An 18,685-nucleotide genomic window follows, 5' to 3' on the forward strand; every position below is an offset into this window, starting at 1 on the left:
GTCAGAACCCCTTCGAGATTTCCAAGGAACTATATCGTCGGCGTCGACGCGCCTTCGGGTATGGGGGACGTGATACTGCGGGAATCGAAATCCATGGTGACCTCGATTTCCGAGCCCGACAGGACCCCTTTCAAACGGGGGTATTTTTTCTTGAAGACCTGGAACATGCTCGAATTTTCCCGCAGCACTCTGGCAAAGAATCCTTTGTAACCGTTTTCCTTGGCAATTCTTTCCAGCACCTCCAGCAGCCGAGAGCCGACGCCGGCACTCTGAAAATCTTCGCGGACTACGAAGGCGACTTCGGCTCGATTCTCCTCCATCTCGGCGTACGAAGCAACCGCCACGATCTGCTTGTATCCCCTGCTCCTTGCCAGGCCGATGATGGACATGTTGCGGCGATAATCCACGAAGGACCAGTGCTTCTGCACGACTTCGTGTGAAAAATCCATCATCTTACTGAAGAATCGATAATACAGCGTGCTCTTTTCCAGGGAATACATGAAGTTGCCGTAGGCAAGCTCATCCGATGGCAACAGGGGTCTAAGCTCGATGATCCTGTCATCCTTCAATTGAATGCTGCTCTTATACCTTTCCAGAAAGATCAAATCTTCCTCGGGCGGGGGCAACTGGTCGGGAAAGATGTAGTGGTGCTTCTTGGCCATGTCGATCAGATCCTTGCGGAACTTTGGATGCGCGATTTGAGCCAGCTCGACGACCCGCTCATAAATCCCCTTCCCCTGGAGCTCGGCTATGCCGTATTCCGTGACGACAAAATGGATATCCCCCCGTGTACTGGTGACGCCGGCCCCTTCACTCAAATGCGGCACAATGCGGGAGATGGCACCGTCGTGAGCGGTGGAGGGAAGGGCGATGATGGAAATTCCCCCCTTGGACATGGCGCTTCCACGGATGGAATCGGCCTGGTCGCCCATGCCGCTGTAAAACAGATAGCCCAGGGACTCGCTGCAGATCTGCCCCGTAATGTCCACTTCCAGGGCGGTCCCGATGGAGATCATACGGTCGTTGAGGGCGATGGTGGCGGGGCTGTTGACGAATTCCGAGGAGGCAAAGTAAAAAGTCGGGTTGTTGTCCACATAATCGTAGACTTTCTGAGTCCCCATGCACATGCTGGTGACGACTTTACCCGGCAGAAGGGTTTTTTCCTTGTTGTTGATGACCCCCGATTCAAAAAGAGGAAGGAGCGCATCGGTGATCATGGGGGTATGCATCCCAAGGTTTTTCTTGTCTTTCAAATACTTGAGAAGGGCATTGGGGAGCTGGCCGAACCCCAGCTGCAGGGTGGCGCCGTCCTCCACCAGTTGGGAGACGTAATACCCGATGCGTTTGGAGATCTCATTTTCCTTCGTTGTGGAAAAAGTCTCCACCAGGGGTTCTTCATGGAGGACCAGGCAGTCGATATCGTCCAGGTGGATGTAGCTGTCCCCCAGGGTTCGCGGCATAAGGGGATTGACCTGGGCGATGACGAAGCCGGCATTGGCGGCGGCGGCTTTGGTCACGTCAACGGAAATGCCCAGGCTGCAATACCCGAACTTGTCCGGAGCGCTCACGGCGATGAGAGCGATATCCAGGGCGATGATGTGGTTGTGGAACAGGGAAGGGATCTGGGAAAGATGGGTGGCGATGTAATCGATTTTTCCTTCAAAAGCGGCTCTGCGCATGGGAGAGCTGATGAAGAAGGTTTTGAGGAGGAAGCGCCGCAAGAAGGACTCGTCATCGACATACTGCGCCAGAGCCGATGAAAGCATCTGGTAGATGACGATATCCTTTAAATTCTGGTTGTCGATGAGGGCTTCAACGAGATGCCTGGGCTCTCCGCAACCTGTTCCTATAAAAACGCGGCTTCCTCTTCGGATGAGGGAAACACTCTCGCGAGCTGTCTTGATCTTCCTGCGATGACAATCGGCAAGACCTTCCGGGAATTCCATGGGCTTCTCCTCGGAATCTTCAGGTCTCCAGCTCGCACCTTCCGCATCTTCCCGGCACAGCCACTCTCCTCCTCCCCCAGGAGAAGGCGGCTGAAGTTTTTACAGTCGTTGAGGTTGAGATCTTTCGAATCAACAAATCTTTCAACTTCCGGCGGTACATGGGTAGGGTGCGTTTGACGCACCGAGTGATACTGGTGCGTCAAACGCACCCTACTACAGAGCTCAGATTTCTATCCTCAACAAGTATAAAGCCTCCGATTACGGAGAAGTTTCGGCTGGAGGGACCACTAGAACGGGGACTTTCGCTCGATGTAGAATTTCCTTTGCAACGTTCCCAAGGGATCTTTTGCCCCTGAGGCCTTTATGGGATCCGAGGACAATGAGGTCGCATTCCTTTTCGTCGGCCACCGCAAGAATTTCGTCGATGGCATTGCCTTCCTTCACAATGATGTCCTGATCGCCGAAGGCGATCTCGGCCTCCGTATTGTCCGTGAAGGAAGAAAAACTTGCCAGCGCCTGGCGGATGACATCGTAATCCGATCGCTTGCCGATGATGACATTCCTTGCAGACTGCTTATGGCCTTCCTGCATCTTCTGCCATTTTTCCTGGCCAAAGAGTGCGGCGACGTGCTGCTCGGCCACGGGGTTGGATTTTTCCATGACATGCAGCAGGACGATGCGGGCGCCATGCCGTGCGGCCGAAACCGCCGCGTAGGTGAACGCATGCCTGGAGTTCTCGCTCAGGTCGGTGGTAAAAAGAATATTCCTGATCATGGGTACCATGAAGGTGCTCTCCTTGGAATCCGGTTCCATCCTGTCCTCGACGATTCACAGAACCGTTCTTCAATCCTTTATCCGATATCCTTCGACGATGCACGAAAAATGTGACGAGCCTCTCCGGGGGGTATGCCCCCCCTTCCGGAAGGCTTTGGCTTCGAGTCGCATGAAGGTTACATGGGGCCCAGCAGCAGGTCTGGAACCACCGTGGACAACCAGGGGATATAGGCCAGGATGAACAATGAAATGATATAGATGATGACGGAGGGCATGATGGCCCTGCAGATCATGATGAAATCCAGCCGGGTGATGGCCTGGGCCGTGTAGAGGAGCAGCCCCAGGGGCGGCGTGATGTACCCGATGCCCAGCCCCACGCTGAAAAGGAGGCAATAATGAATGGGATCGATGTTGAAATGGTTGGCGATCGGCATCATGATGGGCACCAGGATCATGATGGCGCCCACCTGGTCCATGAAGGTCCCGATGATGAGGAGCACCACGCACGTGAAGGCCAGGTACACAGAGGCATTGGGAATATGGACCATGGCAAGCTCCAGGATTTTCTGAGGAATCTCCCGGAGAATGATGTACTCGGAGATGACGCCCGCACCGCCGACGATGATGCAAAGCCCGCCGCTCACGACACCGCTGGAAATAATGAGCTCCTTCAAGTCCTTCAGGGTCACCGCCCGATAGATGACCATCTCGATGATGATGATCAGCACGCAGGCAACCACCGACGCTTCGGTGATGGTGAACGCACCGGAGTAGATGCCGCCGAACAGCACCAGGATCGTGAAAATCCCTAAAAATGCATCCTTGGCAGCCACCAGAAAGCCTTTGAGATCGAAAGGCTCGAGGGCCTCCTTGCCCATGCCCTTGCGGCGCGCTTCAAACCAGGCATAAATGGACAGCAGAATCATGATCAGGATGCCGGGCACGTAGCCCGCAGCAAAGAGACGGACAACGGACTCACCCGCCGTCAGGGCGCAAATGATCATGATGATGCTGGGGGGAATGATGATTCCCAGGATGGCCGCCGACGTCACCAGCCCGACGGAAAAATCCTTGGGGTATTTGAACTTGTCCATGTGGGGAAACATGACGCCGCCGATGGTCACCACGGTGGAAATGGCCGACCCGCTGATGGCCCCGAACACGCCCGAAGAAATGACGGCTGTGATCCCCAACCCTCCCGGCAGCCACGACACGGTTTTCCAGCCGAGGTGCACCAGCCGTTCGGCGGACTTCCCCCGAACCATGACCGATCCCATGAGGATGAAGAAGGGGATGCAGAGGAGGGAAAAGTTGTCGAGCTTTTTCAGGATGGTCTGCGCCACGAAGATGAAGTCCATGCTGGTGAAGATCCATAGACCCAGCACACCGGTAAGGTAGAGGCAGATATAGATGGGGATGCGGAGAAATAATAAGGCAAACAGAATAGACAGGATAACGATGGATTCCATGATCTATTGCCCTTTCACACGGTGTTCACGGATCAGCTGGACCAGGCAATCCACGGACCGGATTCCCATGATGAGGCCGAAAAATGGAAGCATGGCCGCAATGACGCTGGAGGGGATGAGGAGTATGGGGGTGACTGTTTCCATATCCATTTCAATGAGGACGAATTTCCATCCCGCATAGATGAACGTGATGCATACTCCCAAGCGGACCACGTGCAGGATCACATCCATCTGGGACCGCCACTGGGGAAAGGCTTCATAGAGGGCGTCCACCTTCAGCTCCATGCCGTTCTTCACCGAAGCACTGGCGCCCAGGAAAGTCATGGCGATAAAGAGATAAGTGGTCAACTCGTCCGGCCAGGTCAACGGCCTTTGAAAAACGTAGCGGGTGACAATGCTGATCGTCAGCGCAACAAGGCTCACGGAGAAGCTGATCAGAATACCCCACCGCTCCAGAATGTCTATGACGGCGATAAGCTTTTTCAAGAGGAGCTCCTTGCCCATTGATGCCGCCCGTGGCAGGAGAGCACCACGGGCGGAGCGTTTCCCGGAAAATGAAGGTCTATTTCTTTTCCACTGAAGCGGTGAAGGTTTTGATCTTGGTCATCCAGTCCTTGCCCACCTCGTCTTCGAACTTATCCCAAACCGGCATTTGCAGAGCCTTGAACTTGGCCATATCCTCAGGTGAAAGCTCGGACACGGTCACACCCTTTCCCTTCAATCCCGCAGGGGCCTCTTCCGTCAGCTTCCTGCTGGCCTGGCGCGCCTTGGCGAGATTTTCGGAGATCGTTTTGGAGAGTGCGTCGCGAACCTCGGGCTGAAGTCCATTCCACCACTTGTCATTGACGACAAAAAAGAAGGTTCCCACCATGTGCCTGGTCGTTAGGAAGTACTTGCAGACATCGGCCAGGCGCATACGGGCGATATTTTCCGTCTGGTCCGTCCCGTCCACCACACCCTGCTTGAGGCCGGGGAACACATCCGCCCAGGCCATGGGCACGGGGTTCATCCCCAGGGCATTCCAGAACGCCAGGGGGTAGCGGGCCTGAGTTGTCCGCATTTTCATGGGCTTGAGCTCTTCCAGGGTCTTGACCGGCTTGGTGCTGACAATGCCGTAGAGGCCGAAGAAAGCCATATCCAGCACCAGGAGATCCTTGTCCTGAAGACTGGTGAACAACTCCTTGCGAAGCTCCGGATTATTCAACAATCCTTCCCACTTGTCATAGGAATCCATCAGAAAGGCCAGGGTCCCGATTCCAAACTTGCCGCCGAGCTCCGGGGCATAGTTGCCCGTGCAGTAGGCGCCCTGAAGCGCTCCCATGCGGACCTTCTTGACGATTTCGATCTCGTTGCCCATCTGACCCGAGTGGAAATACTTGGCGCTGATCTTGTCGCCGAATTTCTCGTTGAGGTCCTTTTCAATCCATTGGCCGGATTCGGGACCGGGCTCGATGGGATTGATGAAGTGGGCAAACTTGAATTCCACCGGTTCCGCCTGGACCATGGAGGCGCTCACACAAAACACCAGGGCCAATAGAAAAACCATTCCTGTACGCTTCATTCCGTTTCCTTTCGTTGCGCCCCGACCTGCATTGGGGACGGGGCGGTTGAGGAAGCGCGATGACCGACTCAAACCTTCCGACTCATTTTCCCTTGTACTGCGGTGGCTTTCCACCGAGGGAGGACAGACCGGTCAGGGCATCTTCCGTGGAGAACATATAGCGGAGCTCGGCCAGCTCCAGCTCGATGGCTTGCGGAATAGCTACCTTCTGCTGCGCGTCCATGAGCTCATTGGCCTTCTTCAAGGCCAGGGGCGCTTTTCGAGAAATCGCCTTGAGGGTCGATTCCGCCAGGGCGTCGGAAACCCCTTCAGGTTTTTTGCCCGCCAGCAGCGCTTCGACATTGGCCGGGGAGCAGGTCTTGGCCAACTCTGCGAACTTCGATGGAATTTCCCGAGCGCGGTACTTGTCGGGCCTGCTCCCGGAGCAAACCTCGCGGATGGCGTTCTCGAGCTCCTGGGGACGGACCAGCTTCGTGATGATGCCCAGATCGAAGGCATCCTGGGCGGAAATGGTTTTGCCCGTGAATACATAGTACTTGGCCAATTCCGTTCCCATCCGCCGGGCACTGCGGATCATCCCGCCAAGCCCCGGAAAGATCCCGATGGCCGTTTCCGGAAAGCCCATGGACCCTGCCGGAGTGGCCACGATGGCCTGGCAGGCCAGAGCCATTTCGCTGCCTCCGCCCAGGGACAACCCATCCAGGACGGCAACGGTGATCTTCTTGGAGTTTTCGATCTTGAGGAACAGCTCATGACCGAATCGCGTGAACGCCTCGGTGGCATCAAGACGATTATTCTTAATATTATTAATAAAATAACGAATATCGGCGCCCGCCACGAAGGCTTTGCCGGCCCCCTGGAACACGATGGCCTTCACAGCCGGGTTGGCTTCGGCGGCGTCGAACTGCTCGGCAATCTGCTTGACCGTCACCTCGTTGAGAGCGTTCATGGCCTCCGGTCGGTTGATAGTGATGAAGGCGATACCGTCCTTGACTTCCTGCTTCACATACTTGAACTCGAAGGGCTTCCCCAGCTCGCGCTGCTGGATCAGGATCTCCGGCATCTTGAAATCTTTATACCGATGGGTCATGGCTTCCACCAGCCGGTAGGTCTTTTCGATGCCGATGCGGTTCATGATCTCAAAGGGGCCCTGCCTCCAGCGAAGGCCGACCTTGGCGCCCAGGTCCGTGTCCTCGATGCCGGCAATGCCCTCGCTGACCAGGGCCGCAGCGGCACCCAAACAGGCTCCGTACAAACGATCCTGAACCATTTCAAATTTGGACGGGTCAGGCTCACCGCTGAGATCATAGGGCGTGCCTTCCACGACCTTTTTGGGAATGGACTTGGGGGTTCCATAGAGGGACCCCAGCTCCCGGCCGAAGGTGGTGGAGGCATGGAGCGTGATGGGAATGCCCGTGACGTTCATGAGCTCGAAGGGACCCATGCCGATCTTGAAGGCCTGCTTGGCTGCTTCTTCGATGGTGGGAATGTCCGCCAGCCCATCGTCCAGGATCTGGACGGCTTCCGTCAGCAGGGGAGAGAAAAACCGGTTGACACAAAACCCTGACGCGTCTTTCACGACAATGGTGGTCTTGGAATGCAGACGTCCGACCTCCAGGGCACGCTTGACGGTCTCTTCGCTCGTTCCATCGTGGGGGATGACCTCCAGGAGCCGGTTCTTGGCGGGATGATAGAAGTAATGGAAGCCCACGAACCGGTCGGGACGCGAAGTCGCCTTTGCCAGGTCGGCAACGTAATAGCTGGAGGTGTTGCTGGCCAGGATGGTTTCTTGGGAGCAGATCTGGTCGAGATTTTTGAAAAGGTCCTTCTTGACCTGTTCATTTTCGAAGACCGCTTCGATGACCATATCCGCGTTGGCAAGAGCCTTCAGGTCCGTCGTCCCATGGAGGCGATTCATAGTGGCGTCGACCTGCTCCTGTTTCAGAATTTTCCTTTCCACACCCTCGCCCAGGATGCGGCGTATCGTATTCAGGCCCCGTTCCACGAAGTCCTGCTGGGTATCCACCAGGATGACGTTGAGCCCCTCCATGGCCAGTTTCTGGGCGATCCCCGAGCCCATGTTTCCAGCGCCGACAACTCCAACTGTGCTGATTTCCTTCATTTCTCCCTCGTTTCTTCTGTTTCGAGTCCAGTGAATGCGCCTGCCCGCAAACCTGCCGGTGGGCAGGCCGTCTTCCATAAAGCTTCCGACAATGAGCTTTACCAGGAAGGGACAGCCTAAGTGCCGAAGATCGTAAGTTCGCGCCCATTTTGTTGTAGGAACGGCTTCCAGCCGTGACAGGAGCGGATAACCGCAACCTTTGTCGCGGCAGGATGCCGCTCCTACAAAAAATGAAGGTAAACGGCTTCGTAATTGCAATCCTCGGCACTAAGCGGCTGCTTCCTCCTTGAGCTTATATTTTAAAATCTTACCACTTGGACTCATGGGGAGGCTATCCACAAATAAAATCTTTTTGGGAATCTTGTATCCCGCGATTTCCTTCCTGCAGAATGTCTTGAGCTCGTCCTGGGTGATCTCCGAGTCGGGCCTTTTCACGATAAAGGCGGTGACAATCTCGCCCCATTTATCATCCTTCATGCCGACAACCGCTGCCTGACCGACGGCCGGATGCTTGTAAAGCACGCTCTCCACTTCGGCCGGATAGACATTTTCAGCGCCCGTGATGATCATTTCCTTCTTTCTTCCCACGATGTACATGAACCCGTACTCGTCCACCCGGCACTGGTCGCCCGTGTAGTACCAGCCGTTCTTGTAGGCGCTTTCCGTTTCCCGCTTCTTGTTCCAGTAGCCGGCGGTCACTCCCTGGCCCCGCACCCGAACGTCACCCACCCCGCCGGCAGGGACGGGATTGCCGTCATCATCCACGACCTGGGGCTCCATGTTGGGATAGGATTTGCCGCACGAGCCCAGGATTTCCTTCCTGCCCTGCGCCAGCGCTTCGCCAATCTGGTCGACCCTCAGGTTGCTGACGGTCCCCACCGTCTCCGTCGTACCGTAGCCGTGGACAAAAACGTTGCCAAACCGCTCGATGGCCTTCTCGAAAACGACGGGAGTAACGGGCGCCCCGGCAAAGAGCACCGATTTCAGGCTGCTCAGGTCATACCGGTCGGCCCCGGGATAATCCGTAAGAAAGGCCAGCATGGGGGTCGCGAGCACCCCCAGGGTCACCTTGTATTTCTCTACGAGCTGCAGGAATGCGTCCAGATCCCAATTGGGCATGATGAGGGTGGTGGCGCCGTTATAGACCGCGTCCATGAGGATGACCATCCCGGCGGCGTGAAACAATGGCGCGGGAATGAGGGCCACGTCATCCCGGGTCGTTCTCAGCTCGACGGTCTGAGCCCTTCCCACGTGATGAAAATTGCTGTGCAGGACCATGCAGCCCTTGGGGCTTCCCGTCGTGCCGCTCGTGTACATGAGGGCGGCCAGGTCGTCGTCGGCAACCTCTACGGGAGGTGCCTGGGGAGAGGACTGCTCCATGAGCGCCTCGTAGTCATGCCACCCTTCGCGGAGTTTGGACTGGTTTCCGAACAGTATAAAATGCTTGACAAAAGAGAGTCGCGGACGGATCTGCTCGATCTGGTCCAGATACTCCTCATGTACCATGAGCACCGAAGCCTGCGCATCGTCCAGGATCGTCTCCACTTCGGGCATGGCGAGCCGGAAATTGAGCATCACCAGGACCAGCCCTGCATTGGGAATACTGAAGTAGGATTCCGCATTTTCGATGCTGTTTTTGCTCAAAATGGCCACCCGGTCGCCCTTCTGAAGGCCAAAACCCAGCAGCGCATTCCCCATGCGGCGGGTCCGTTCTATAAATTCCCGGTAGGTGAACTGTCTGTCGTTTTCAATGAATGCGGGCTTGTCGAGATCGTGCGGCGGGTCTGGGGTCAGCATGGCTCGGAGAGTATATTCACTGCTCATGGGCTCTTCCTCCAAAAATTGGTCTTTCTAAGACAACATCTTGACTTAAAACATAAAACGTCCTTTTCACATTTCCATGACTCCCGCCCGAGGCTCTGCAGCCGTCACCCAACCGGCACCGGTTCCATGGAGGGGGGCAGAAACCCCCTTGATGACCTTCTCAATATGGCAGTAGCTGGATATAGAATTCATTATAATGAAATATCGTCCGAGCCGATATTATGCTGCCTCTATCGGGTTGTCAAATTTTAATTCAGCTTTGAGCCTACTATTTGCATATTGTTTACTCAGAGCGCATATTTTTAGTAGACTATTGTTATTTAGAAAAAAGGTCTGCCAGAGTTTATAAGTTCATTATAATGAATCTTAAAGTTCTCTCAAAAATGCCCTAAAAGATGAGTGAATCACTCTTAGCATGCACCCTGTTTCGTCATTCCGGCGGTTTTTAAGCCGGAATCTAAGTTTTTCGCTGGGCTGGATTCCGGCTTAAAAACCGCTGGAATGACGAGCAAAGTAATTTCATACAGTTACTCAAAAACTCTCTCGGGGCGCAGGGTGGGCGGTGTGGGCACGCCGCCCACCCTGCTGAGCTTTCTCAGCTATTAAACGATTGCTAAAGGCTTTTCGTCGCGTTCAGGATCTTCTCGGGGGTAATGGGAAGGTCCTTGCATCGGTATCCCGTGGCATGATGGACAGCCGCGGCGATGGCCGGCGCTGTGGGAATGGCGAGCCCCTCGCCCGCTTCCTTTGCACCCATGGGCCCTTCCGGTTCATAGGTGTCGATGTGAGCCGTCTCGCTGGGAGGCATGTCCATGGCATTGGGCATCTTGTAGTCCAGGAAGGTGGTGTTGAGGGTCTTCCCTCCATCCATGATGAACTGCTCCGAGAGTGTATAGCCCAGCCCCATCTGGATGGCCCCCTCGAGCTGCCCTTCGACCGCCTTGGGGTTGATGACCGTGCCGCAATCGTGAGCGGTCCAGAACTTTTTGACCTGGACAATCCCGGTTTCCTTGTCCACTTCCACCTCGGCTACCTGTGCTCCGAAGCTGAACGCCGGCGTCACCATTCCCTTGTCCCTGGGGGTATAGTAGCCCCGCGCCACCAGGGGCTCGCCGCGGTTGGCCTTCTGAGCCATGGCCACCGCCTCCCCGAAAGTCATGCTGCGCTGCGGCCGACCCTTGGGAAAGACTTTGCCGTCCTTGCACTCCATCTCGTGGATGACGTTCAGATTGAACCGCACCGATACCATGCCGAAAATCTGTTCTTTGATCTTGCGGGCCGCATCGATCACGGCGTTGCCGTTCATGAGGGTGAGCCGGCTGCCCCACGCCCCCAAATCCGCCTGGGGGGTCATGGAGGTGTCTGCCGAGGTGATCCGGATGTCTTCCATTTTCAGGCCCAGCTCTTCGGCCAGGATCTGCTTCACCACCGTGTCACACCCCTGGCCGATGTCCGCGGCCATGGTGAGAAGGTGGACGGTCCCGTCATCGAAGGCCCTCACTTCGGCGGCCGAGAAGGGATACTGTGTGTTGAACCAGTTGAACACCCCCCCGGAAATGAAGCTGTAGCAGCCGATGCCGATGCCTTTGCCTCCGCCCGTCTTGTACTGGGCGCGCTTTTCCTTCCAGTTGCACATCTCCGCCACCTTCTCCAGGGACTCTTTGAAGCCGCAGGTGGAGATGGTGGCCACATCCGGGATCTTGTCTCCGGATACCTGAGCGTTCTTCAGCCTCAGCTCGATGGGGTCGATCCCCAGCTCTTCGGCCGCGATGTTCATCTGGGTTTCGGTGGCAAAAATGGACTGGGGAGCCCCGAATCCCCGCATGGCGCTGGCGGGCGGCTTGTTCGTGTAGACATGCTCACCGAAAAAGCGGTAGCTGGGATAGCGGTAGAGCATGGCGCCGAAATTGCCGCAAAGAAATGTGGCCGTCGGACCCATGGCGTTGTAGGCCCCGCCGTCCAGGTGGATGCGCAGATCTTTGCCCGTGAGGGTCCCATCTTTCTTGAAGCCGACCTTGGAGGTCAGCTTCATGGGGTGCCGCCGTCTGCCGGCGAGAAACTCTTCTTCCCTCGAGAGGGTGAACTTGACGGGGCGGCCTGTCTTCTTGGCCATGAAAGCCGCGCAGAACTCCCAGGTGCGCAGCTCCATCTTGCCCCCGAACCCACCGCCCACGAAGGGCTTGATGACGCGGATGTCGTTTTCCCTCATATTCATGGTGGAGGCGAGCAGGCACTGGGTGATGTAGGGGGTCTGGGTGGAGGTCCAGAGCGTGATCCTGCCGTCCAGGTCCGCCTGGGCCACGGAAGAACAGGGCTCGAGGTAGGCATGGCTCACGGCATGAACCGTGAAGGTGTCTTCCCGGACGTAGTCCGCCTCGGCAAAGGCCTTTTCCAGGTCCCCGTACTGGATCTTTCGATTCACACTGATGTTGGAGGGGCAGTAGTCGTGGAGGACGGGAGCCCCTTGGGCAATGGCCGACTCCACATCGAAAACCGCCGGAAGCTCCTCGTATTCCACCTCGATGAGGCTGAGGGCCTCTTCCGCCGTATCCAGATCCACGGCGGCAACCGCAGCCACCTCGTCGCCAATGAAGCGCACCTTGTCGATGGCCAGGGGATATTCATCCTGGGTGTCGGGGAAGAGCCGCCAGTTCCCGTACTTGATCTTGGGGGTGTCTTCTCCCGTGATGACGCAGCGCACGCCGGGGAGAGCCGCCGCCTTGCTCGTATCGATGCGGAGGATCCGGGCGTGAGGCAGCGGGCTCCTCAAGATGCGCCCGTGAAGCATTCCCGGGAGCTTGATGTCATCCGTGTAGATGGCGGTTCCAGTCGCCTTGGCGCGCGCGTCGTTTCTCGGGACATGTTTGCCGACTATATTGAATTCTCTCATGGAATCTATCCTCGTTATGCGGGCTGGGATGTCAGGGCCATCTGGCAAGCTTCCTTCAGGACCCGTCGGGTGAGGACCGCCACCATTTCGGTCCGGTAATCGGCGCTCGCTCGGAGATCCGTGATGGGCAGCGATTCCTCGGCTGCTTCGGCTCCCGCTTTCGCAGCGATCTCCTCCGTCAGCTCCTTGCCGCGGACCATCTCCTCGGCTTTCCTGCCGCGCAGGGGAGTGGGCCCGCAGGCCGAAATGAAGAGCCGGACATCCTCGCAGATCTTCCCTTTCAGGGTGAGCATGACGGCGGCCCCAACGGCGTTGCAGTCGAGCTTTCCCCGTGCGGAAAGGCTGTGGTAGGCGGTGCCCGCATTCACGGGCATCCGCGGCACTCGAAGGCCCGTGACGATCTCCGCGGGGAGGAGCGCCGTGACGCCCGGCCCCCTGAAAAACTCGTCCAGGGGGAGCTCCCGCTTCCCGCCCGGCCCCTCGATGAGGACGACAGCGCGCATGGCCATGTGGATGGGAGGATTGTCCGCCGCCGGCGAGGCATTGCAGAGATTCCCCACCACCGTCCCCATGTTCCTCACCTGTACGTTGGCCGTTGCGCGGGCTGCCTGGGCAACCGTCGGATAGTGCCTGAGAATGTCCGGATGCTCGGCCACCTCGGAGAGCAGCGCCGTGGCCCCGATGGTGAGCCCTGCGCTTTCATCGAAGCGGATGGCATTCAGCCCCGGAACACTCTTGAGGGAGATGAGGCACGGGGGTTTGACGGCTCCGTGCTTCATTTTCATCAGGAGATCCGTGCCGCCTGCCATGAGTCGTGCATCCGGGCCCTTGGACTGAAGCAGCTCGATGGCCTCGGAAATGGTCTTGGGAGCATGGAAGTCAAATTTTGAAAGCCTCATCACTGGTTCCTTTCCGAAGCATCGTTCATTCTTTGAGCGGCTGAGGAAATGGCTTCAACAATCTTGGCGTATCCCGTACATCTGCAAAGGTTTCCCGAAAGGGCTTCCCGGATCTCGGTTTCCGTGGGCGAGGGATTTTTGTTGAGCAGGTGCAGGGCGGACATTTCCATCCCGGCCGTACAGAAGCCGCATTGAATGGCCCCCTTGTCGATGAATTCCTCCTGGATGACGTGGAGCTTCTCGCCCGACGGGGCGAGCCCTTCCACCGTGAGGATGTCTTTTCCCTCGGCCTCCACGGCCAGGGTCAGGCAGGAGCTCACGGCCCTTCCATCCATCAGGACCGTGCACGCGCCGCAGTCCCCCGAGCCGCAGCCGAGCTTGACTCCCGTAAGGTTCAGCTCCTCCCTCAGCACCTCGTTCAGGGTCTGCGAGGGATCGACGGACACCGTGTACGGATCTCCATTGACATTCAACGTGATGACATGCTTCATGATTTTCCATTCTCCCGTATTTGGAAATACTCCAGAAAAGTTGCCAATATTTTTACCTGCCGGGCGGTAGAAATTCGGTTCAAGCGAACCTTATCGACGAATTCTTGCGGAGTCAATATTTTTTTCGCAGCCTGCGAGGCGGCTGCCAAGCCGGAGAACCAATTTTTTACTTGTCGGCAGGTAAAAATTTTGTTTTCATGAGAGTATCGCTGCGCCGGAGCAGGATAGAGCCCGCATCATGAAAATATTGCACTGTTTTGGTCGACAATAATGGGATATTGTTTCCGTCGGATATTCATGTCAGGCCCGTTTCCCTGAGATGGCCCAAACATCCTGACCATTAACACGAAAGGGACATTGTGAAGACAGTACCCGTACAGGACGCGGTGGGAATGGTTCTGTGCCATGATTTGACTCAGATCATCCCGGGACAGTTCAAAGGTCCGGCCTTCAGGAAGGGGCATATCCTGCAGCAGGAAGACATTGCCAGGCTTCTCGACATGGGCAAGGAGCACATCTACGTCTGGGACATGAACGAAGGATTGCTGCACGAGGACACTGCAGCCCTCCGCATTGCCCAGGCTGCTGCGGGGAAGGGCGTGCGGCTCTCCACACCCAGGGAGGGAAAGATCGAGCTGATTGCCGAGTATGACGGACTCCTGAAGATCGATGTGGAGGGGCTTTACGCCGTCAACGCAGAGCAGATCGTCTTCGCAAGCCTGCACACCCACCAGCGCGTGACGGCAGGAAAAATCCTGGCAGGCACGAGGATTATCCCCCTGGTGATCGAGGAAGGCCGGATCGAGCAGGTGGAGGAAGTCTGCCGAAGGCATCAGCCCATCCTCCAGGTCCTTCCCTTCCAGAGCCTCGATGTGGGGGTGATCACCACGGGAAGCGAGGTTTATCACGGCCGCATCCAGGACCGTTTCGGCCCCATCGTCATGAAGAAGCTCGAGGATTTGGGGTGCAGGGTCCTGGGGCAGACTTTCGTTTCGGATCGCGCGGAGCTCATCAAGGACGCTGTCCATGCGTTCCTGGAGCAGGGAGCGACCCTGATCACCGTGACCGGCGGCATGTCCGTGGACCCCGACGATGTGACACCTTCGGGCATCCGAGCCTGCGGCGGGCGGGTGGTGACCTACGGAGCGCCGATGCTTCCGGGGGCCATGTTCATGCTGGCCTACCTGGGTGATGTTCCCGTCCTGGGCCTGCCCGGCTGTGTCATGTATCACCAGACCAGCATCTTCGATGTCATGCTTCCGAGGATCCTGGCGGGCGAAGAGATCACGCGCGAAGATATCGTCCGGCTGGCTCACGGAGGACTCTGCGTCAACTGCAGTGCATGCAGATACCCGGATTGCGGCTTCGGCAAAGGAGCCTGACCCACTTATGAAACATGGACGCGTGAAAGAAGGTGAACGAAAAGTCGACCTCATCCACCGCACCGCTGCCAAAATCCTCTGCGACATGGGATACGACAAGGCATCCCTCAGGGACATCGCCGATGCGGTGGGCATGACGAAGGCGGGGCTGTACTATTATTTCGATTCCAAAGAGGAGCTGCTTTTCCACATCCTGGACGGCTTCATGGAAGAGCTCCTGGAGGGCATGCGCGAGCTCCACGCCCGGATTTCCGACCCGGTGGAACTGATCCGGGCCATCATCCGTCTCCAAATCGACAAGTATTGCGAGGACAAATCCCGCAGCAGACTCATCGTCCACGATGAAAACTGCCTCAGGGGCGATCGCTACGACCAGTTGAAGAAGAAGCAGCGGGAGTACGTCTCTTATTGGAAATCAGCCCTTGCGAAGCTCTGCGAGCATGAAGGACTGCCGCTCGATCACCTTGCCGTGGAAGCCCACTGCCTCATGGGCATGTGCGTGTGGATCCAGCAGTGGTACGACCCCGATGGAGAGGTGAAGCCCGAGCAGCTGGCGGAGCGCATTTTCTCCAACTTCTTCCATGGGCTCCTCCATCAGATAAAGATGAAATGAACCCTGAGAGGCTGTCTGAAAAATGAGTCAACCATGCACAAGGAGAGGGAGACGATGATCGTAAGAAATGTGAATGATAAAGAAGTCCTGGAGACCACCTACCGCGCCCACGGGGGCGCCATCGCACAGATGATCCTGGATCGCAGGGTCTTGCAGGAGATCGGCTTTCTGGCCATCGCCCGGCTGGCTCCGGGCAGGGAGATCGAAGCACATATCGATCCCATGGAGGAAATCTATTTCGTAGCCAGCGGAACCGGGCAGATACGCGTGGACGATGAAACCCGGCAGGTAGGCCCCGGGGATGCCACATGGATTCCCGTCGGCTCGACGCATGCTTTGCTGAACAACGGGTCGGAGGATTGTGTCATCCTGGTGGTGGCATCCCCCATCTGAAATCCGGCAAAACCCTACGGCGCCAGGAGCACCTGGCCGCCGAAACGCTCCGAAAGGGCGGCGGAGAGGGCTTCGACGGCGGGCTGATTTTCAAATTCCACCATGAGCTCGCCTTTTTCTCCCACCACAAGCCGGCCGTGGGGCTCGACTACCTCGGCCACCTCGGAAGGTTCCACCGTCCACCAGCCGCGTGTCCGGAGCAGCAGCTCCTTTCCCTTGAGCCGCCTGGGGGTGACGAGGTCAATGCTGCGAAACCAGGCGTCCCACCCGATCTGGGCCGGCGCTTTCAATACGGGGCTCACCGGGTCATGGTAAATGCGACAGCGGCCGAAAAGCCTCAAACGGATCATGCCGTCACCTCCCGCAATAAATCGCCGTGCGCCTGATGGGCCTGCCGCACCCCTTCCGGAATGGGGATTCCCTGCCTGCCGAGCACCAGGACCAGGCACTCCAGGTAGACGGCGGCATGCGCCGTTTCATCCCAGCCCAGCCTTTTGGCCGCTGCCAGGCTGCAGGCTCTTCCATACAGCCTCAAAGCTCCCTCGCGGGCAGGGCGCAGCCTCGCATCCAGGGGCGACAGATTCAGCTCTTTCAGCAGATGATCATACCCTCGCTCAAAAAGACCAAACACCCTGCGGACGCTTTGTACGCCGGGGTCCCTTCCCCATTCATCCATTTTGGAGTCTCCCCCTGAATATCATCCCCAAAAAAAGTCGGGTTGTTTTCTCCGCGTTCTCCGCGACTCCGCGTGAGATGAAAAGCCCAGTTCCGAACCGACATCTACTGCATAGGTGATTCGATGGAATTTTCAAAGGGAAAAGAGGAGGAACTGATAGAGAATCAGGCACTGGCACAACGGAAGCGGTGCGCCGCACCATAGCGCTCCAACTGAATAATTCAACGATTGCCGTAACAAGGTCGTTCGCCTGCGTAGCTGAGATCACAAAAAACGAAGGACTGAGCCGGGTCCAAGTCAAATACCTCCGGCAAAGCCGGAGGCTTGTAAAACCATGGACCGCTCAAAGCGGTTGTAAACCTTTGGCCACCTTACAAGGTGGCGACTATTCAAACATATTCAGTTGATCGAGTCGGCGATCCTCGGTTTCTTGCTTATTGATGTACTCACGGATCATCTGCTCGTCCCTTCCAACCGTGGACACAAAGTAGCCCCTGGCCCAAAAGTGCTGGCCAGTGAAGTTTTTCTTCCTTCCGAGGAAGGTTCTGGCGATCTGGCGTTCTTTCCTTTGAGTTCCATCCATGCGAAAGCCTTTCCTTTTGCGAACTTTGAGCTGTCCACAAGAGGGAGGCTTTCGCATACTCCCGCAAATGTCAAACTCTGGGAGTCCCCCGGCAAAGCCGGGGGTTTACCCAAGGGCAATTAATAAGTTAAGGGCGTCCCTTCTTGGCCCCTAAGCAAAAGAACTCTTGAAGCACAAGTGTTAGATGGCTATATTAGCTAAAATGATCAGATTTCGTGTGATAAAAGGAGCTCCAAACATGGTAACCGTAAAAGCGACCGAGATGAAGAATAAGTTGGGCCACTATCTCCAAGTGGCCTTGGTGGAACCGGTTGTGGTTGAGAAAACCAAACAACAGGTAGCGGTTCTGATATCCATGAAGGAGTATGAACGTCTCACCAAACTCGAGGATGCTTATTGGGGGGAAAGAGCGAAGGCCGCGGAGGCAGAGGGGTATTTGGGCGAAGCTGAAAGCAAGGAATTCATCGAGGCTTCCCTCCGTGTTGAAGCTTAATATCACAAAACAAGTTCTGAAGTTTTTTCGCCCACTGCCGGCAAAGCAGTATCGTCAAATCTTCAACAAGGTTCTGGCTCTCATGGAAGATCCTGAGCCGCCCGATTCTTCTCCTCTTGTAGGGTATCCGTACAGAAGGGCCGATATCGGGGAATACCGGATTGTCTATCGAGGTGAAGAAGACTGCCTAAAAGTGACATTGATAGGCAAAAGGAATGACGACGAGGTGTACCGTCAGCTCAACAGCCTGTGAGCATGTCAGTCTCAGCTGTCCTCAGTCACAAAAGACCCTGGTTGCATGAACGTTGAGATTACTCCTTATTGCGATCATGATAAGCACAAAGCCCTCGAAACAAACACGCTCGTCTTCCGAATCAATAGGGACGAGGAGATGCAAAGCCCTAACCCTATGACACGACCAAGGCAAAGAGTCCGGCCAAGACTAGGGCGTCCAAATTGGCGAACGCCCGTTGACCGGTATTTGACTCCAGCACTGGGAAGCAATGCTCCTGCCATTCTAAAACGGTTCATGCGAGGGCATTTTGCGCCTGGCCGTGCCCTGTTTGACA

Annotated in this window: 18 protein-coding genes and 1 pseudogene; 5 read left to right on the top strand and 14 right to left on the bottom strand. The window is 56.5% G+C overall.

What is annotated here, in order from left to right; genetic code table 11:
* Window positions 1-29 precede the first annotated feature (29 nt).
* The 11 genes from MWC30_RS15030 to MWC30_RS15075 form a co-directional block, all read right to left on the bottom strand.
* Complete coding sequence (locus tag MWC30_RS15030; protein WP_244085012.1) at window positions 30-1,946, bottom strand: GNAT family N-acetyltransferase; 1,917 nt, start codon at window positions 1,944-1,946, stop codon at window positions 30-32.
* Between the two features lie 258 nt (window positions 1,947-2,204).
* Complete coding sequence (locus MWC30_RS15035) at window positions 2,205-2,729, bottom strand: universal stress protein (protein WP_244085013.1); 525 nt, start codon at window positions 2,727-2,729, stop codon at window positions 2,205-2,207.
* A gap of 167 nt (window positions 2,730-2,896) precedes the next feature.
* Complete coding sequence (locus MWC30_RS15040; RefSeq protein WP_244085014.1) at window positions 2,897-4,189, bottom strand: TRAP transporter large permease; 1,293 nt, start codon at window positions 4,187-4,189, stop codon at window positions 2,897-2,899.
* A gap of 3 nt (window positions 4,190-4,192) precedes the next feature.
* A complete protein-coding gene (locus MWC30_RS15045) occupies window positions 4,193-4,675 on the bottom strand; it encodes a TRAP transporter small permease (RefSeq protein WP_244085015.1) in 483 nt (160 codons plus the stop codon).
* A 76-nt stretch (window positions 4,676-4,751) separates the two neighbouring features.
* Window positions 4,752-5,750: a TRAP transporter substrate-binding protein gene (locus tag MWC30_RS15050; protein ID WP_244085016.1), complete on the bottom strand. Its 999-nt coding sequence runs from the start codon at window positions 5,748-5,750 to the stop codon at window positions 4,752-4,754.
* Between the two features lie 82 nt (window positions 5,751-5,832).
* Window positions 5,833-7,872 (bottom strand): 3-hydroxyacyl-CoA dehydrogenase/enoyl-CoA hydratase family protein, encoded by a 2,040-nt coding sequence (locus MWC30_RS15055; RefSeq protein WP_244085017.1) that lies wholly within the window; start codon window positions 7,870-7,872, stop codon window positions 5,833-5,835.
* Between the two features lie 267 nt (window positions 7,873-8,139).
* On the bottom strand, window positions 8,140-9,696 hold the full coding sequence (locus MWC30_RS15060; protein WP_244085018.1) for a class I adenylate-forming enzyme family protein: 1,557 nt from the start codon (window positions 9,694-9,696) through the stop codon (window positions 8,140-8,142).
* Window positions 9,697-9,762: 66 nt separating this feature from the next.
* Window positions 9,763-9,888, bottom strand: coding sequence for a hypothetical protein (locus MWC30_RS22535; protein WP_256461265.1), 126 nt, complete (start codon window positions 9,886-9,888; stop codon window positions 9,763-9,765).
* A gap of 421 nt (window positions 9,889-10,309) precedes the next feature.
* Entirely contained in the window at window positions 10,310-12,586 is a 2,277-nt protein-coding gene (locus tag MWC30_RS15065; RefSeq protein WP_244085019.1) for a xanthine dehydrogenase family protein molybdopterin-binding subunit, read from the bottom strand.
* A 14-nt stretch (window positions 12,587-12,600) separates the two neighbouring features.
* Window positions 12,601-13,485 carry a xanthine dehydrogenase family protein subunit M gene (locus tag MWC30_RS15070; RefSeq protein ID WP_244085020.1) on the bottom strand — a complete coding sequence of 295 codons (885 nt, stop codon included), beginning with the start codon at window positions 13,483-13,485 and terminating at the stop codon, window positions 12,601-12,603.
* Entirely contained in the window at window positions 13,485-13,976 is a 492-nt protein-coding gene (locus tag MWC30_RS15075) for a (2Fe-2S)-binding protein (protein ID WP_244085021.1), read from the bottom strand. The genes MWC30_RS15070 and MWC30_RS15075 overlap by 1 nt, the downstream gene beginning before the upstream one ends.
* Window positions 13,977-14,335: 359 nt before the next feature.
* On the opposite strand from MWC30_RS15075, the gene MWC30_RS15080 reads away from it, so the two are divergent.
* Genes MWC30_RS15080 through MWC30_RS15090 form a run of 3 tightly spaced genes read left to right on the top strand, consistent with a single transcriptional unit; the run spans window position 14,336 to window position 16,364 of the window.
* Window positions 14,336-15,358 carry a molybdopterin-binding protein gene (locus MWC30_RS15080; RefSeq protein WP_244085022.1) on the top strand — a complete coding sequence of 341 codons (1,023 nt, stop codon included), beginning with the start codon at window positions 14,336-14,338 and terminating at the stop codon, window positions 15,356-15,358.
* A gap of 7 nt (window positions 15,359-15,365) precedes the next feature.
* Window positions 15,366-15,971 carry a TetR/AcrR family transcriptional regulator gene (locus tag MWC30_RS15085; protein WP_244085023.1) on the top strand — a complete coding sequence of 202 codons (606 nt, stop codon included), beginning with the start codon at window positions 15,366-15,368 and terminating at the stop codon, window positions 15,969-15,971.
* A gap of 54 nt (window positions 15,972-16,025) precedes the next feature.
* Entirely contained in the window at window positions 16,026-16,364 is a 339-nt protein-coding gene (locus tag MWC30_RS15090) for a cupin domain-containing protein (protein WP_244085024.1), read from the top strand.
* Between the two features lie 14 nt (window positions 16,365-16,378).
* On the opposite strand, the gene MWC30_RS15095 is transcribed toward MWC30_RS15090, so the two are convergent.
* From MWC30_RS15095 to MWC30_RS15105, 3 genes and pseudogenes are all read right to left on the bottom strand, one after another.
* Entirely contained in the window at window positions 16,379-16,714 is a 336-nt protein-coding gene (locus MWC30_RS15095; RefSeq protein WP_244085025.1) for a hypothetical protein, read from the bottom strand.
* Window positions 16,711-17,040, bottom strand: a complete 330-nt coding sequence (locus MWC30_RS15100) for a hypothetical protein (RefSeq protein ID WP_244085026.1) — start codon at window positions 17,038-17,040, stop codon at window positions 16,711-16,713. The genes MWC30_RS15095 and MWC30_RS15100 overlap by 4 nt, the downstream gene beginning before the upstream one ends.
* 385 nt (window positions 17,041-17,425) lie before the next feature.
* Window positions 17,426-17,613: pseudogene (locus tag MWC30_RS15105) on the bottom strand (transposase); the annotation flags it as partial.
* A gap of 248 nt (window positions 17,614-17,861) precedes the next feature.
* On the opposite strand from MWC30_RS15105, the gene MWC30_RS15110 reads away from it, so the two are divergent.
* Entirely contained in the window at window positions 17,862-18,116 is a 255-nt protein-coding gene (locus MWC30_RS15110; protein ID WP_244085027.1) for a type II toxin-antitoxin system Phd/YefM family antitoxin, read from the top strand.
* Entirely contained in the window at window positions 18,103-18,369 is a 267-nt protein-coding gene (locus MWC30_RS15115; protein WP_244085028.1) for a type II toxin-antitoxin system RelE/ParE family toxin, read from the top strand. The genes MWC30_RS15110 and MWC30_RS15115 overlap by 14 nt, the downstream gene beginning before the upstream one ends.
* Window positions 18,370-18,685: the final 316 nt, after the last annotated feature.

The sequence above is a fragment of the Desulforhabdus sp. TSK genome, from assembly GCF_022836495.1.
Lineage (GTDB): Bacteria > Desulfobacterota > Syntrophobacteria > Syntrophobacterales > Syntrophobacteraceae > Desulforhabdus.